The following is a 16,929-nucleotide window of genomic DNA, read 5'->3' as shown; positions in this document are numbered from 1 at the left end:
AATTTTCAATTTGACACCAAATATCTTGATTTTTAAAGGAACTAAAAAATCAATGTGAAAAATATAATAAATAGATTTTCACTAGAGTTGCATTTACTCTTCAATATTATTTTTCAAAAGTACTTGGTCGATAAAAATATTGGTAAAATATATTGCTCCATCATGATTGAGATGATTTGAATTTTGAAATAATTTTTCGTCAGAAACAGCTCTTGAAAAATCATAAAAATTTGGAACTTTATTTTTGAGTTTTGCTATGAATTCCATGTTTTTTCCATGATAGCAGAAAGGTGCACAATAGAAAGTAGCATTTATTTTATTTTTTTCAATGTATTTAATAATTGAATCGAAAACTACATTTTCTTTTTCTAACTCTGTAGGAAGTGTCAATCTATGGTTTTTTGATGTTCCATATTTTGGAGCATAACCATTTCCTTCCATTGCGTTTGTTTTTTTCTTAGCAATACTAAGTAGTATTTCTCTAAAATTTAATTTTAAGTCATTACGACTATATCGATAAAATGGAACATAATTGTATCCAAAATAATCTTCAGAATTGTTTTTAAAATGTTTATTCAATACTTCATTTTCATTTATAAAAGGTATCATTTGATACTGAAGAATTTTAGAATTCCCTTTTAAATTATAGATGTAATCAATTTGAATAAAAATTCTTTTTCCTTGAATATTATATTCTTTTAGAAGTTGTAAAATTGTATAAATGTCATTCAATTTTGAGGCTTGAAAACCCATGTTGAGTGTTTCCAATCCTGTTTTTTCTTTTATAATAGTAGGAATTATACCATTTTCAACACGAGAAGAACCAAGAAAAACACAATCAAATTGTTTATTTTTTAAAGACCTAAAATATTGAAACTTTGTTCTAGGTTTAGCATTTTCATACACTTTAGTATAGCCAAAATCAAGAGCGAACATTATTAAAAATGTTGCCATCAAATAGGATAATATGGTTACTATAAACTTCTTCATTAAAATTGAAAATATATAAACTCTTTAGCTTCTGAAAATACTCCAAAAATCAAGATCATGGTTATTATGGCGATTACTTTTAACGATTTGAATTTACCAAAAACTGGATGAACTCTTTCTCTTGAAATCCATTCTATAAAAAGAAAAAGAAGTAAAAGAAAAACCAATTCAATGGTATATCTGTCAAAAGTTAAGTATTGAAAACCACCATTAACATTAAACTTAAAAATATTTTTTATAAACTCAATAGCCTGACTAACCGTATTTGACCTGAAAAATATCCATGCAAAGGTTGTAATTGTAAATGTCAATAATATACTGAAGAACTCTTTGATTGTTGGAAACATTTTCCCTTCAGCAACAATAGATATATTGTTTCTATTATTGTTTGTGATTAACAGAGGAAGAAAAAATAAAGCATTTAAAAATCCCCATATTATAAATGTCCAATTCGCTCCATGCCAAAAACCACTAACCAAAAAAATGATAAAGGTATTTCTAATTTTAGTTGTCATTCCTCCTTTGCTTCCACCTAACGGAATGTATAAATAATCTCTAAACCAAGTAGATAATGATATATGCCATCTTCGCCAAAACTCTGCTATATCTCTTGAAAAATAGGGATAATTAAAGTTTCTAAGTAAATCAATTCCAAAGAGTTTGGATGTTCCCAATGCAATGTCAGAATAGCCACTAAAATCTCCATAAATTTGGAATGAAAAATAGACTGCTCCAAGTAGTAATGAAATAGAATTCATACTTTGATGATTATCAAAAATTTCATTTGCATAAACCGCGCAGCTATCAGCAATGACTAGTTTTTTGAACAAACCCCAGAGAATTTGATAAAAACCTTCCATTGCATTTTCATAATTAAAAACTCTTTTTTTCTTAATTTGAGGCAAAAGATGGGTTGCTCTTTCAATTGGTCCGGCAACTAATAATGGAAAATAACTAACAAACAATGAATAGTCAACGATGTTTTTTTCAGGTTTTATTCTATTATAGTAAATATCAATGACATAAGATAATCCGTGAAATGTATAAAATGAAATACCAACTGGTAAAATAATTTTCAATGTCCAAAAATGAGAAGTAACACCAAAATTAGTTAGCAAATCTTCAAAGGATTCTATGAAAAAATTATAGTATTTAAAAACTCCTAAAAATCCAACATTAATAAAAATACTAGCAAAAAACCAAAATTTCTTCAGTTTAACACTTTTTGCTTCAAACATTTTTATTCCTGTAAAATAATCTAATCCTGTTGAAAACATCAATAAAAAAAGAAATCTCCAATCCCAGCAAGCATAAAAAAAATAACTAGCTGTTAATAAAAATAAATTTTGCCATTTCAATTTTCTGGCATTCAACATCCAATAAATTGCAAAAACTATTGGCAGAAAAAATAAATAGGAAATAGAATTAAAAAGCATTTAATTGGATTTTAAAGTATTTAAAAACTTCATTACAATAAAATCTTCCGTCATCGTCATTGATTCGAAAGTTGCTCCTGCAATATGTGGTGTGATAATTATATTATAATTTAAATTTGTCAATTGAACTAACGGATTTTTGGACACTGAATTATTATACTCATCAAAGAGCACATCAGTGGCAATTGCCTTTATTTTGTTCTCTCTCAAAAATTCAGCTACTACAGTTTCATCCCAAATTTTTCCACGAGAAGTATTAATTAAAATTGCATTTGAATTACAACTACTTAATAAATCTTTATCAACATACTTTTCATTTTCAAAAGTATAAGGAATATGTATCGAAATTATATCAGCCCAAGAAAATAAATCTTTAGCGTCAGTAAATTTCAAATAATACGATTCAATTTGTTGAACATCAAAATAGGCTATTTCCATCTGAAAAGCTTCTGCAAATTTTGCCACTTGCTTACCTACTCTTCCTAAACCAAGAATTCCAATTTTTTTGTCTTTTAAATTATTCCCTTTAAAATTATCTCTATTCCAGTTTCCTGATTTAACATCTGCGAAAGCATTTGGAATTTTTTTCATTAAAGCCAATAACAATCCCCAAGTATGTTCTGCCGTTGATGGTATTGTGCCTAAAAAATCGGCTTCTCCTTTTAGGGAAATTACTCTTCCACCATTTCCTTGAAAATAATCAACATTAATGTGATCTAGGCCAGTTGTTGCAGTTAAAATATATTTTAATGAACTAGTTTGGCTTAAAATTTCTTTAGATAAATTAAATCTCAAACGAATAAAAAGTACATCTACTGTTTGAATCTTTTCAATAAGTTCTGCTTCTGAAAATAGATTTGCTACTTCAACCTCAAAATGTTTTTTGAGTTCAAGAATAGCATCTTCACTAAAATTTTCAGATTCAGTGATTAACAATTTCATTTTTCCAGTCATCGTAAAGCAAAGTTGCTATTTTAAAATCTCTTTGGGTATCAATATTTAAAAGCCAATTAGCATCCATTATGAATCCTTTTTTATTTTTAACCATAAAAGATTTCTCTTTAAAAAAGGCTTTTACTCTCACCGCATAAAAACAACCATTACGATAATAAACAGGTTTTAAATCTTGTCTTCTGGTTGTTTCTCCTTCTTTTTGAAGTGGAATCATCTCTAAATTTTCATCTAAACTATACATTCTTGCAGGATGATAATCATCAAAAGCAACAACACTAATAACACCATCCAAATCAGCTTCTTTTTCAAACATAGAAATGATAGCATTTAAATCATTTGGTGTTCTTAATGGCGATGTTGGTTGAAGCAAAACAATAACATCAAACTCTTCGTTAAGTTGGTTGTAAACATGTTCAACAGCTGTAACTACATTACTATTATCATCGGCTAATTCTGTTGGTCTTTTAATTACTTGACAATCATTTTGGATAGCAATCTGAATAATTTCATTAGAATCAGAGGAAACAACAACTTTAGTCACTTTACTAGCATTTTTAGCGCAATCAATGGCATGCATTATCAAAGGTTTACCACCAAGAAGTTTTATGTTTTTCTTTGGAACACCTTTTGAACCGCCACGCGCAGGAATAATAGCTAAAACTCTCATTAATACGTAATGGTTTTATGAAATTGTAATGGTAAATCTTTTAGCAATTCTGCAATTTTTTCGCCTGCATTTCCACCACCATAAACGGTTGATTTTTCTCTTTTACTATTGGTAATACTATATTCTATTGCATTAATAATTTCTTCTTCACTGTAGCTAACATCAACTACATTGCTTCCTCTATCTCTGCGATTTTGTCTTGAACCAATATTAATCGTTGGTACACCAAGATAAGCACATTCACGAATTCCAACGCTTGAATTTCCTATCAAACACAACGAATGATTTAATAAATTCAAGAAATCGTCACCTTCCATGTTTTTGAAAAAATGCACATTTTCCATTTTATATTTTTCACGAAAAGAACGAATTCCAGAGGAAGTCCCATCGGCTCCAGCATCAACATTTGGCCAAAACCAAAGCGTGGGTCTATTTATTTTTTGAATAGCACGAAGTGTGGACTCAATATGCTTTCTTGAGTCTTGATATTCATTAGTAACAGGATGTTGCATTACTACTATGTAACCATTTTTCAAATCGGGTTGAGAACCAACACCGCCATACTTTTCATAAGGATTGAAGGTTAGTTGTGTGTTTTTTGCAACTTCTTCTGCAATATCAATTGATGGACAACCCGTATTAAAAACCATATTGGGATTTTCACCGAGTTGAATTACTCTAACTTTCGCATTTTCAGAAGCAACAAAATGATAATCAGCTAATTTAGTAATTGAATGTCGTACCTTTTCATCTATATTTCCTGTAACTTCACCGCCTTGAATATGTGCCAAAGGAATATTCATATAAGAAGCTGAAATTGCTGTTGCCATAGTTTCAAATCGGTCAGCAACTGTCACTACAATATCTGGTTTTAAATTATCAAAAACAGTTGATAATTCTAAAATTCCGATACCAGTGGTTTTGGCTGCAGCCGTAAGATTTTCGCCTTCAAGCACATTAAAAACTTTGGCAGCAACTTCAAACCCATCTTTTTCAATATAATTCACAGCACTTCCATATCTATCTAGTAATGCAGATGCAGCAACAATAAGCTGTAACTCCAATTCGGGATGCTTTTTTATAGCCGATAAAACGGTTTTTACTCGACTATATGATGGTCTTGCTGTGATTACTACAGCTATTTTTCTTTTTTCGCTCATGCTAAATCATCTTCATTCAAAAAATCCCATTGGGATTTATCGTTTTTTAGTTTGGCTCCAATTACTTTTTGAAAATCGGAAGCAGGAATTCCATATCCTTTGGGTTTTTTACTTTCTAAATCGTCAAAAGTTATAATGTGACCTTTTGGCAAATTTTTATTTATTGCTAATGACTTTTCAAAAATGGCTTTCAATTCTTTGAATTGTTCATTAGTTTCTTTACTTATCACATGATTTTGAGCCAAATAAATAGCAGCAACATCATCAACCAGCTGCTTTGTTTCTTCTATTGTTAGAGAAGCAACTGCGTCTGGTCCAAACATTTGTTTATTAAAAACCACATGAAATTCTAAAATTTCAGCTCCAAGAGTTACAGCAGCAATTCCTGTAGCTACTTTGGCCGAGTGGTCGGAAAATCCGATTGGAACATCGTATCGTTTTTTTAATTCAGAAATAACATTTAAACCATATTGTTCGGGCTTTGTTGGATAAGCTGTGGTACATTGAAGTATCGAAAATGTTGCCTTTTTACTTCTAAGAAACTCAACTGTTTTGTCTAATTCATCAAAACTACTCATTCCAGATGAGATAATGATTGGTTTTCCTGTTTGACAAATCTTTTCCAAAAGAAGAAAATTATTTACTTCGCCTGAACCAACTTTATATTGTTTTACATCAATTTGTTCCAGCCAATCTACAGCCAAATTACTGAATGGAGAACAAATAAAATCCAAACCTACTTCATCGCAATGGCTTTTGATTTCCTTCCATTGTTCAAGTGTAAATTCCATTCGTTTCCAATAATCAAAACGTGTAGCATCTTCTTTTGAAAATTTTACTCGAAATGGTTCATGAATACTGCTTTCAGCATCAGCAATATGCAACTGAAACTTAATGGCTTGCACGCCAGTTTTAGCTACTGCATCAATATAGGAATGAAGAATTCCTAGACTTCCATCGTGAGCTTGAGCAATTTCGGCAATTAAATAGGGCTTGTTTTTCATTCAAAAAACGGATTGATATGGTAGTAAAAGTAACTAATTTTATTTTTTTGAGGTAAATTATTGTTCCAAATTACTTTTTTATGGCTAATAATTCTTTGACTTCAACATCAAAGACTTTCTTCAATGCGATTTCATCACAATAATTTTCTAAATCTTTTCTATTTAATTTGAATTCATTTGGATTATTTTTCCAGATTGTGTATAATTCCTCTATGTTCTTTTGAATTGCCAAACTATCATTCGCTTCAGACCAATATGGATATTCCTTTCCTAACAATCTTCTAACTTCACTATAATATGGTCCAACGAGAAGCATTGGCTTATTCGATTTGATACAATTTGGAAATTTTCCTGGCAAAAAAGGGCTTATTTCAGAGATTGCTTCAAGAACAATATTTACTGCTGCTTCATTTTCAATGGTTTGAATAATTTTATATTCAACATAACCATGGATTATAATATTTGGATGGTTTTTATATTTATCTAAAAGTGCTGAGTGTTCGTTATAATTGCCAACGAAATAAAGTTTAGCTTCGGTTTTAGCGTATGGATTTTTTTCTAGAAAATTTAAAAATGCATCAATTAAGAAAGCAGGATTCCGTTGTTTCAACAAATTTCCAGCATGCAAAAGAGAAAACTGATTAACTTGAAAAAAATCAGGAAGTGGTTGCAATTCTCCATCAACCTTGATTTGATGTGGAATTATGACACTTTTATTAGTAACATCAGGAAAATAACTTTGCATCCATTCTTTTAACAATAAGCTTGGAAAGGATAAAATGTTAGCCTTTTGCGTTATTAATTGCATGAATTCTTCCTTTGATTTGTAACTTTCTTGAACGAAATTATATGGTCTTGGATATACGTGAAAAGGATATGGATCATGGATATATGCCATCCATTTTGAATGTAATTCAGGTAATTTTAACATTGCTCTATGTGGTCTAAAACTTCCTCCTTTGCTTAATGTAAAAATTAAATCTGGTTTATAATCTTGATTTCTCTTTATTGCTTTGGCTATAGCATTTGTGTCATTTGTGTGAGTAAATGAAAATCCGAATATTTTTTCTAATTTTTCATTAAAATAAATTTTAGAAATTCTTTGTGATATTCTAACTGCCCTAGAGAGAAGGAATAAAATTGAAAATTTATTTTCTTTTATCAACTGACAATCAATATTCGGCAGTTTAATTTCTTTGTGTGAATAATGAAGAACTTTTAAATCAAATCCTGCTTTATTGAGATTATTTATTAGCGCAACTCTTCCTTTTGATGCACTGCTATCTTCAACATTTATAGATTCAGAAATTATTAAAATTTTCATTTATTTTATTTTTAACCGCTTTAATAATCTGGTATTTGCTATTCGAAAAGGAAGTGTTTTATAGTAGAACTTCCAGTATATTTTTATGGGCAAAGATAATTTTACTTCTTTAAACACATCATCTATCAGATTAAAATCTCTGAAATTATATGCAATTTGTACAAAATACTTAAACAACTTTTGCGATAATACTTTTTTTGATTGTATATTTTTTAAATTTTCAAGTACTGCATCTTTGTTTGAATTTCTTCTAACAGGATTATTGGCATAAAACTCACTTGTGTTAGAATTTGGATGTTTACGATTGAAATATAGTATAGAATTAATTTGAATACCTTTTTTGTTTTCTAAAATAATTCTGGTGTAGCATTCCCATTCTTCGGCATACATTAAATTCTCATTAAATCTAATAGTTTCAAAACATTCTTTTGACCAAAGTACAGTGCAAGAAGCAATAAGTATTTTTTTTGTAACTATTTCGTAAATGGTTTTTATTGAAATCGTATTTTCGACAACTACTTTTTCATTTTTTTCTTTAGGAATTTTATTCTTAAAAGATTGTTTTTGATAGCTGCAGAAATCTATGTTTTTAGTTTTTATTATTTGAATTAGTGTATTTAAATTTTGTGAATGAATAATATCATCATCATCAAAAAAAATTATATAATTTCCTTTGGCTATATCTAACCCATAATTTCTACAACCAGGTAATCCTTTTTTATATTTTTCTGTTCTTTTTTGAAATAAAAATCGTTTGTCGTTGTCCAGAATTGGCTGAATAACCTCTTGCGTATTATCTGTTCCACCATCATCAATTATTAAGCACTCAAAATTTTCAAATGTTTGTTTTTGAATAGATTGCAATGTTTCTACAATAAAATGTGCTCTATTGTAGGTTGCCATTATAATTGAAATTTCTGGTTTCATTAATTTAAATAGTCTTTGCTAATATTCTTTTTATTCTAAATCCTAAATATTTATCTACTTTTCGGAAATAGGAATAAATCCTTAATAATCTATACATATTGTGACCAATTATACTATTTTTTTTAAATAAATAATAAACATGTCTATTCTGTTTTATACTGGCATAATTTATAAAATGCTTCAACCAAGTATGTAAATAGCTTATTAATAGATGCTTCAAATCAGATTTATTCTTCTCTTCTAATTTTTTTATAATATCTGGAATGAATAATAAAATTGTATCGTAATATTTCTGCGAAAAAACTTTATAATCTTTTCGTTCTGCTAGAACATATTTTGAATCTGGTTGTGAATCATTAAAAACTTTATAGTTATTATCACTTAATAACATAGCTCTAATATGAATTTCGGGATCATTTAGCCTTGCATAATTAATATTGAAGCCTCCTAATTTTTTTAAAAAACTAACTTCCCAAGTAACACACATAATTCCCCACCAAATTTTATAACTCAAAAAATCTTCAAGATAATTGCTTTCAGGAATTTTTTTCTCTTTAAAAACATTGGTTTTCACTTCTGTTAACATTGGAAAAACGTAAAAATTTAAGAATGGATTTTTATTTATATAGTCCAATCTCTTTTCTAAGCAAAAATCCAGCAACATATCGTCTGAGTCAAGGAAAATAATATAATCTCCTTTTGCCTTTTCTAATCCAATATTTCTACAATGTGAAGCACCTTTTGGATTATTTTCTCTAACATAAAATTGAAATCTTGAATCTGACTTACTATATTTTTCAACTAGAGTTCTTGTATCATCAGTACTAACATCATCAACAATTATACATTCCCAATTTTTATAAGTTTGAGAAATTAAACTATTAATAGTTTTACTCAACAGATGTGATCTGTTGTATGTAGGAATGATTATAGAAAATAATGGATTATGCATAGATTGTATCTATATGTTTCTTAAGTATAGCTGTAACTACGTCTTGTTGTAGTAATTTAAATAATATGTATCTATTTTGTTCTATTTCTTCTTGTGTTAAAAATGTATTACATGAATTTTCATTTAACTCATTCTCGTAGCTAAAAATATGAATATTATTTCTTTTTAAAAAAGTATAGAAAGGATTTTGTTCACTTAAAAAAATCTTCACACCAAACCATAATAACGCTATAGTATTTCCTAATGCTTGTTGTCTATGATTATTAAAAATTGCAATTCCAACGTTGTTAAGTAATTCATTGTAATCAGACAAAGATAGAAAATTCAAAAGAGGAAATGACTTTTCTCCAAAGGTTAAATTAGACTGTTCAACAATGTCATTAATATAACTCTCAACACCATAATTTAAAGGAATAATAACTTTTGATGCTTTTAAGTTATAGTTTTTTATTCTATCAAAAACATCAAGATGGTTTAATGATTTGAATCCTGAATTTCCAATTAGCATTGTAGTTTTATCAAAATTTATTGGCGAATTGATTTCAACTATTTGCTCTAGAGGATAATACCAAAAATTGAAAAAATCTTTTTTAACATTCAATAACTTTTGAATAACTACATATTCATCATGAAATGTTGAACCTAGATAATTTACTCTTTGGATAGCTTTTCTTTTTAATTCATAATCAGAAAAAGGTAAATTGGGTTTTATAATACGGTATAAAGGTCTAATTTTTTTGCGCCAACTTAAGGTTTTGTCATTTGACGGATATTTTTTTAATGTTATTTTATCTAATAATTGATTGTTTTTATAATAGTATGAATCATTATAGACTTCGAAACCAAAACATAACCAAACTATTTTTATTTCTTTCGAAAGTTTTAGAACAAAAGAATAAAACTTACTAGATAAACTGTGCAAAATAACTAAGCTAGACTTGTCCAAAGTTTCAGATAATTGAACCAATTCGATAGTGCTTATAGATTTGGTGCAATTTGAAGGTGTTACATGTCTAAATGGAATTGAATTATCCGTATCAACAATGTAAAACTTGTTCTGATTTGGAAAAATTATTTCAAACTGGTTTATTGCCGAGTTGATAAATTTTTCGTCTTCACAGATATGAATAATATTATATTTCATTTTTATAAAAATCTACTATAATATCAATTATCTTTTGCTGATTTTCATTGGTTAATTCATAATAAAAAGGCAATCTAACTAATCTATCTGTAAACAAATCAGCATTTGGTAACTCTACAGATTCATTATTTTTTAAGTGAAATTCGCTTTTATGCAAACTTAGATAATGAAATACTGCTAGAATATCTGAATTTTTTAGTGTTTTTATTAATCTCGTTCTTTCATCTAATGAATTGCAAACTAAATAAAACATATGTCCGTTGTTTGTAGAAAAATCAGGGATTTCAGGTAAAGTTATATTTCTACTTGAAATTAATTGTTTTAATTGTTCAAAATAATTATCCCAAATTACAACTCTTCTTTTTTGAATAACATCTATATTTTCAAGTTGTGCCCAAAGAAAAGCGGCTATTATTTCTGAAGGTAAAAATGAAGAACCAGTATCAACCCAACCATATTTGTTTATTTCACCTCTAAAAAATGAAGCTCTATTAGTTCCTTTTTCCCAAATTATTTCTGCTCTTTCAATAAATCTATCGTCATTAACTGCTAATAAACCACCTTCTCCTGAAATTATGTTTTTAGTTTCATGAAATGAAAATGCTGCAAGATGACCAATACTTCCAAGAGGTTTTCCTTTATAAAATGAATCAATAGCTTGCGCTGCATCTTCTATTACAAACAGATTGTATTTATCTGCTAATCGCATCACTTCGTCCATATCGACTGCTATCCCAGCATAATGAACTACAACTATAGCTTTAGTATTACTGTTTATTAAAGATTCAAGCTTGGATACATCAATATTTGGATGATTAGGTAAGGAATCTGCAAAAACAATTTTTGCTCCTTGACGAACAAAAGCCAGTGCAGATGTAACAAAAGTATATGAAGGAACAATTATCTCATCATTTTGAGTGCAATCGATTAGCATTGAACACATTTCTAAAGCATCAGAACAAGATGTTGTTAATAATGCTTTTTTTATTCCATAGTTATCTTCAAAAAAGCGTTGACATTTTTGGGTAAAATCACCATTTCCAGAGATTTTTCCTGATTTTACAGCTTGTTCTATGTATTTTGTTTCATTTCCTGTTAGGAAAGGTTTATTGAATGGTATCATTTTATCTTATAAATTTTGCTGGATTGCCAACATATAACCCACTTTTTTCAATTGATTTTATAACTACAGTTGCTCCGCCAATTCTTGTGTTTTCAGCTATTTGAATTGAATCGATTAATGTTGCATTAATTCCTATTATACATTTTTCATTTATAGTTACAAATCCAGCAACTGCAACTCTTGGTGATAAAAAGCAGTGTTCTTTTATAACTGTATCATGTGCAATTGTGCAAGAGATGTTTAAAACTGTATTTGCTTTAATAACAACCTTTGCATCAATAACGCAGTTTGGATAAATTACACATCCTTGTTCTACAATTGCTGTTTTATCAACCCAAGACGAGGAGTGAATTAGTGTTGCAAAAGGTAAATAATCTTTAAATCGATTGTAAATTTCTTTTTTTTCATTGAGATGATGATAACCTATTCCAAGAATTATTTCATCAAATGAACCTTTTTCGAATTCACTTATAATTTGATTCGAATTGCCCAATATAGGAATGCCATTAACTTTATTTTCAGATGAAAAGTCGTCAAAAAACACAACATTATCAAAATGATTGTCGGACAAAGCATAATGTGCAATTTGCTGTCCTAAGTGTCCTGAACCCAGAATTGCGAGTGTTTTCATGAATATAACTTTCCTTCTAAATCATTTAATGATTTAATGATTTTATCACTTTTTGGATAAAATCCATCTCTATCAATTACAAATGTAGTAATTCCTAAATTAGTTGCAGGTTCAAAATCAAGTTTAAAAGAGTCTCCTACATAAATAATTTCGGAAGGTAAAACACCAATTTTATCTATTGCATATTGATAAAAATCTAATGACGGTTTAGAAATTCCGATTGTTTCAGAAACGAAAATATCTTTAAAAATTGGTCCAAAATAATTGTTCAGCTTATCTTCTAATGATGAGTTGAAATTTGAAAGTATTCCAATTGGAATATCTAAATTATTAAGAACTTTGGTATCATCATATTTCTCCCATGGCAAATAGGAACAAGCTTTAAAAATTGTTTCCAAAATATTTTCGTTAGGTACGATACCTAGCGAAAATAGATACTCCGTGTTGAAATAATGATAGAAAGTGCTATCAGTTCTATCGGGAAATTTTATTGTTTCTGAGAGAAGTTTGTGGTTATATTTAAGTTTTTCTATTCCTACTTCATATCCGAAATCGTATAATATAGTTGCTATTTTTTCAAAAAAAATTGGTTTGTGCAAAATCGTTCCAGAAACATCCAGTAATAAATATTTCATTTTAATAAAGTTTAAAATTACTTGAATTATTATTCAACAGATTTTCGTCTGTTGCATTTGGATATATCACATCATATAATAATCGTGTGGCAATACCTTCGATTGTCTTAACTTCATCTGGCTCTTGATTATACAAGTATTCTTGAAGTGAATATTTAACATCTTGAAAACCTAAATTGTGCCTAATAGAATTTGTTCCTGAAATTCTACAATTCACTTCAAATGGTATTATAGTTTGATCATCTTCAACAATAGATTGTATGTTTATACTTCCTCTTAATCCTTGAAATTGTATCATACTCTTGATGATTTTTTCTAATTCGGCATCATATTTATTGCATGTTTTTGATTTCGATGTTGCTCCATTAGTGAGTTCTCTTTCCATTGTAAATAATCCATGTAAGCTGCCATCCTTTTTTACATAAAAAGCTGTAGTAATCTCTTTTCCTTTGTGAAGTGGTTGTATTAAATATTCATCAGAAAAGCTAGAAGGATTTTCAGGATTAATTTCAATTCCTCTTGATCCTCTTCCTTCGCGTGGTTTGACAATAATATCTCCATCAATTTTAACAAACTGGCTGGGCAACCATGTTTTTGCAAATGGAATATTTAATTCTTGATGGTGTAAAAAGGTTAAATATTTATCTAAATATTTTTTTGCTAGAGAGGAATCGCTTGCAACGACTGTTGATTTGATTTTATCTTGATTTAATGATAAAAAATATACTTCATAATCAGTTGTTGGTAGTATTATATCAACTCGATGTTTTTCTACAATAGCAGAAATTTCAGAGATATAATTTGTATCAAAAGCATATGGAACTTTGTATGTAACATCACAAAGATAATTTCCTGCCGTAAAAGTTGCAACATCTGTACCAATAAGAAATATATCTAAATTTAAATCTATAATATTTCTCAAAACTCCTTGACCTACATTTCCACCTATTCCTGTTACTAAAACTGTTTTTCTTTCCATTCTAAGTAGTTAGTTATTCCTTCTTTTAATTCAATTTTAGTATTCCAATTTAATTCTTCTTGAGTTAGTTTATTATCATAAAAGTATGAAAATGAATTATCACTTCCAACATACTCTATTCTAGAATTTGTCTTTAAAGCAATAATTTCTGCTAAGTGAATATTTGAATATTCATTTTTATCAACACCAAGAATCGGGAAATTAATATTTTTTTTATGTTGAATTACTCTAGCAATCAAATCAATAGCGTCATCAATATGGATATAGTTTTGCTTACGTGAACCATTTCCCCATACTTCAATTTTATTGTTTTTTATTGCTTGATTACAGTAATTAGGTATCAAAGTGTTTTCTTTCATTCCAATTCCATACAATGAAGACAATCGAATAACATTATTTAATTTATTTGTTAAAACAAGTTTTTCGGCTTCAAGTTTTGATTTGGAATAATTATTCTCAGGATTTGGAACTGATAACTCTGTTAATCTATCTAAAGTATCTCCAAAGACAGAAACCGATGAAATATAAATTACTCTTACGTTTGGAAAATAATCTAAAATCTTTTTTGTAAAAAGAACATTTGTTTTCTTCAATTCATCATCAGAAAGCACTGTTGTTCCCGAGTTTATTGCCGCATGACACATTACAATTGCATCTGGAGAAAAACTTATTTCTTCTAGAGCTGCAAAAGTTGTGATTGAGTCATTAATTATTTTATTTTTACTTGTATTGTATAAACCAAAAACATCATGGTTTGAGCAAAGTTCATTTGCCAAATTAGATCCTAAAAAACCATAAATCCCAGTAATTAATACTTTCATTAATTAGATATTATAATGTTTAGCTCTCAAAAAAACCTGGTAGAACTGCATATGTCCCAGCTCTATTAGTCTTGCCTGTTTGCCAAATATCTCCAGGAAGTACAAATATTTCAGCTGCTTTTTCAACAACATCAATAAAAGAATCTGCCCGAGTTGAACCATCACTTAATTGAATTGTTAAATCATAACCTCCGGCGCGAATGAAAAATTTAGGTATATTTAATTCAATATAATTGCTTTTTTCAAGATTAGTAAAATCTGAAGCCATTTCATCACTAAAAAAAGAAAGAACTCTATTTTCTTGATTATCGAAAAAAGCAATCCCGACAAATAATTTCGATAAGTCAACAAAACTTCTTTTCTCAATATGCAATCTTACTTTCAAAAGTTCACCCGATATTACTTGAGTTACACTTTGATTTTTATCGTTTAAAAAATCAACTCCTACAACTTTTAATTTTAAATTGCCCAATCTATCTAATCGATTTTGGAGTGAAATATCTTTTGTTTTTGATGAATTTGATAGATAAAAATTAACTGCATCATCGCTTTCTCCTTGATATACTACTTTGCCGTTTTCTAGAACTATTCCACTATTACATAAGCTTTTTACAGCAGCCATATTGTGGCTAACAAAAAGAACTGTTCTTCCTTGTCCTTTACTGATGTCACTCATTTTTCCGAGACATTTTTTTTGAAATTCTGCATCTCCAACTGCTAGAACCTCATCTACAATTAGAATTTCACTCTCTAGATGAGCTGCAACAGCAAATGCTAAACGCACATACATTCCTGATGAATATCTTTTCACAGGAGTGTCAATATATCGTTCAACTCCAGAGAAATCAATAATTTCATCAAGTTTTCTGGTGATTTCTTTTTTTCGCATTCCGAGAATTGCTCCATTGAGATAGACATTTTCTCTACCTGTTAATTCTGGATGAAAACCTGTTCCTACTTCAAGTAAACTTGCTATTCTACCTTTGACTTTTATTTCGCCTGTTGTTGGAGAAGTTACTCTAGATAAAAGCTTTAAAAGTGTACTTTTTCCTGCACCGTTTTTTCCAATAATACCTACTGCATCGCCTTGATTTATTTCAAAATTAATATCTCGCAATGACCATACGATGTTGCTTTCTCCCTTTACACTTCTATCATTAGTTTCCCCTATTCTCAGAAATGGATCTTCTTTTCCAAGCACTTTTGTAACCCAGAAACGCTCTAAATCCTTTGAGATTGTTCCAGTTCCTATTTGCCCAATTTGATATGCTTTGGATAAATTTTCTACTTTTATTATTTTGTTACTCATTAGATTGTATCAACAAAGTTTTTCTCTGTTTTATTAAAAATGATTATTCCTAAAAATAAAATTATAATGGTCACAACAGCAGAATAGCCAAGACTTGCGGCAGTAAACTCACCTGTTCCCAAAAAAGCGTAACGAAAAGCTTCAATAACTCCTGTCATAGGGTTTAATTGTACTATATGATCATATCCTTTTTCTCTTGCGTAACTTAAAGGATAAATCACCGTAGTGGCATACATTAATAATTGAACTCCAAAAGTCACTAAGAAAGTTAAATCTCTATATTTTGTAGTCATTGCAGTGATGATTAAACCTAATCCTAAACCAAGTAACGCCATTAATAGCACTAGAACTGGGAAGAGAAGTATTGCAGGTGTAATGTGAAATGTTCCTTCGGGAAAAAAGTAGAAATAAATCATCATGCAAATTAGCAAAAGTAATTGCACTCCAAATCGAACCAAATTACTAACAACAATACTTAATGGCATAATTAATCTTGGAAAATATACTTTTCCAAAAATATTAGCATTGTCCCTAAAAACGGTACTTGTTTTAGTAAGGCAATCTGAAAAATAAGCCCATGATGTTATTCCTGTTAAATAGAAAAGATATTTTGGCGCACCATCAGTACTAATTCCTGCAAGGTTACCAAATACAAATGAAAAAACTATAGTAGTAAAAATAGGTTGAATAAAAAACCAAAGTGGACCAAGTATTGTTTGCTTATAAAAACTAACAAAATCTCTTTTGACAAACATCGCCAATAAATCTCTATAATGCCAAAGATCTTTAAACTTTACATCAAAAAGTGATGTATGACCTTTGATAACTAAGTCCCATTTTTCAGGTTGAATGTGTTGCATTAATCTATTTTTA

The 16,929-nt window shown here is 29.0% G+C and carries 17 protein-coding genes; all 17 read right to left on the bottom strand.

Features of this window, described 5'->3' with window-relative positions; all coding sequences use genetic code 11:
• Nucleotides 1–93 precede the first annotated feature (93 nt).
• The gene (locus BC748_RS06980; protein WP_133532765.1) at nucleotides 94–990 is read right to left on the bottom strand and encodes a hypothetical protein; all 897 of its coding nucleotides are present in this window, start codon (nucleotides 988–990) and stop codon (nucleotides 94–96) included.
• The gene (locus tag BC748_RS06975; RefSeq protein WP_133532764.1) at nucleotides 990–2,426 is read right to left on the bottom strand and encodes an MBOAT family O-acyltransferase; all 1,437 of its coding nucleotides are present in this window, start codon (nucleotides 2,424–2,426) and stop codon (nucleotides 990–992) included. Before BC748_RS06975 ends, BC748_RS06980 begins: the two co-directional genes overlap by 1 nt.
• Entirely contained in the window at nucleotides 2,427–3,368 is a 942-nt protein-coding gene (locus BC748_RS06970; RefSeq protein WP_162846426.1) for an NAD(P)-dependent oxidoreductase, read from the bottom strand. It abuts the gene before it with no gap.
• Complete coding sequence (locus tag BC748_RS06965; protein WP_133532762.1) at nucleotides 3,349–4,047, bottom strand: acylneuraminate cytidylyltransferase family protein; 699 nt, start codon at nucleotides 4,045–4,047, stop codon at nucleotides 3,349–3,351. The genes BC748_RS06970 and BC748_RS06965 overlap by 20 nt, the downstream gene beginning before the upstream one ends.
• On the bottom strand, nucleotides 4,047–5,207 hold the full coding sequence (gene neuC / locus BC748_RS06960) for a UDP-N-acetylglucosamine 2-epimerase (protein ID WP_133532761.1): 1,161 nt from the start codon (nucleotides 5,205–5,207) through the stop codon (nucleotides 4,047–4,049). The genes BC748_RS06965 and neuC overlap by 1 nt, the downstream gene beginning before the upstream one ends.
• Entirely contained in the window at nucleotides 5,204–6,211 is a 1,008-nt protein-coding gene (locus BC748_RS06955; protein ID WP_133532760.1) for an N-acetylneuraminate synthase family protein, read from the bottom strand. Before BC748_RS06955 ends, neuC begins: the two co-directional genes overlap by 4 nt.
• Nucleotides 6,212–6,281: 70 nt before the next feature.
• Nucleotides 6,282–7,535, bottom strand: a complete 1,254-nt coding sequence (locus BC748_RS06950) for a glycosyltransferase family 1 protein (RefSeq protein ID WP_133532759.1) — start codon at nucleotides 7,533–7,535, stop codon at nucleotides 6,282–6,284.
• Complete coding sequence (locus tag BC748_RS06945) at nucleotides 7,536–8,462, bottom strand: glycosyltransferase family 2 protein (RefSeq protein WP_133532758.1); 927 nt, start codon at nucleotides 8,460–8,462, stop codon at nucleotides 7,536–7,538.
• A gap of 4 nt (nucleotides 8,463–8,466) precedes the next feature.
• Complete coding sequence (locus BC748_RS06940; RefSeq protein WP_133532757.1) at nucleotides 8,467–9,414, bottom strand: glycosyltransferase family 2 protein; 948 nt, start codon at nucleotides 9,412–9,414, stop codon at nucleotides 8,467–8,469.
• Complete coding sequence (locus BC748_RS06935) at nucleotides 9,407–10,558, bottom strand: TDP-N-acetylfucosamine:lipid II N-acetylfucosaminyltransferase family protein (protein WP_133532756.1); 1,152 nt, start codon at nucleotides 10,556–10,558, stop codon at nucleotides 9,407–9,409. The genes BC748_RS06940 and BC748_RS06935 overlap by 8 nt, the downstream gene beginning before the upstream one ends.
• Nucleotides 10,548–11,681, bottom strand: coding sequence for a dTDP-4-amino-4,6-dideoxygalactose transaminase (gene rffA / locus BC748_RS06930; protein ID WP_133532755.1), 1,134 nt, complete (start codon nucleotides 11,679–11,681; stop codon nucleotides 10,548–10,550). The genes BC748_RS06935 and rffA overlap by 11 nt, the downstream gene beginning before the upstream one ends.
• Nucleotide 11,682: 1 nt before the next feature.
• On the bottom strand, nucleotides 11,683–12,312 hold the full coding sequence (locus BC748_RS06925; RefSeq protein ID WP_133532754.1) for an acetyltransferase: 630 nt from the start codon (nucleotides 12,310–12,312) through the stop codon (nucleotides 11,683–11,685).
• On the bottom strand, nucleotides 12,309–12,947 hold the full coding sequence (locus BC748_RS06920) for an HAD family hydrolase (RefSeq protein WP_133532753.1): 639 nt from the start codon (nucleotides 12,945–12,947) through the stop codon (nucleotides 12,309–12,311). Before BC748_RS06920 ends, BC748_RS06925 begins: the two co-directional genes overlap by 4 nt.
• A 1-nt stretch (nucleotide 12,948) precedes the next feature.
• Entirely contained in the window at nucleotides 12,949–13,926 is a 978-nt protein-coding gene (locus tag BC748_RS06915; protein ID WP_133532752.1) for an ATP-grasp domain-containing protein, read from the bottom strand.
• Entirely contained in the window at nucleotides 13,905–14,747 is an 843-nt protein-coding gene (locus BC748_RS06910; protein ID WP_133532751.1) for an NAD-dependent epimerase/dehydratase family protein, read from the bottom strand. The genes BC748_RS06915 and BC748_RS06910 overlap by 22 nt, the downstream gene beginning before the upstream one ends.
• Nucleotides 14,748–14,766: 19 nt before the next feature.
• Entirely contained in the window at nucleotides 14,767–16,056 is a 1,290-nt protein-coding gene (locus BC748_RS06905; RefSeq protein ID WP_133532750.1) for an ABC transporter ATP-binding protein, read from the bottom strand.
• Nucleotides 16,056–16,916: an ABC transporter permease gene (locus tag BC748_RS06900; RefSeq protein ID WP_133532749.1), complete on the bottom strand. Its 861-nt coding sequence runs from the start codon at nucleotides 16,914–16,916 to the stop codon at nucleotides 16,056–16,058. Before BC748_RS06900 ends, BC748_RS06905 begins: the two co-directional genes overlap by 1 nt.
• Nucleotides 16,917–16,929 lie beyond the last annotated feature (13 nt).

Origin of the sequence: Flavobacterium dankookense (assembly GCF_004362665.1) — a bacterium.
Lineage (GTDB): Bacteria > Bacteroidota > Bacteroidia > Flavobacteriales > Flavobacteriaceae > Flavobacterium > Flavobacterium dankookense.
This window is presented reverse-complemented; position numbering and strand designations above follow the sequence as displayed.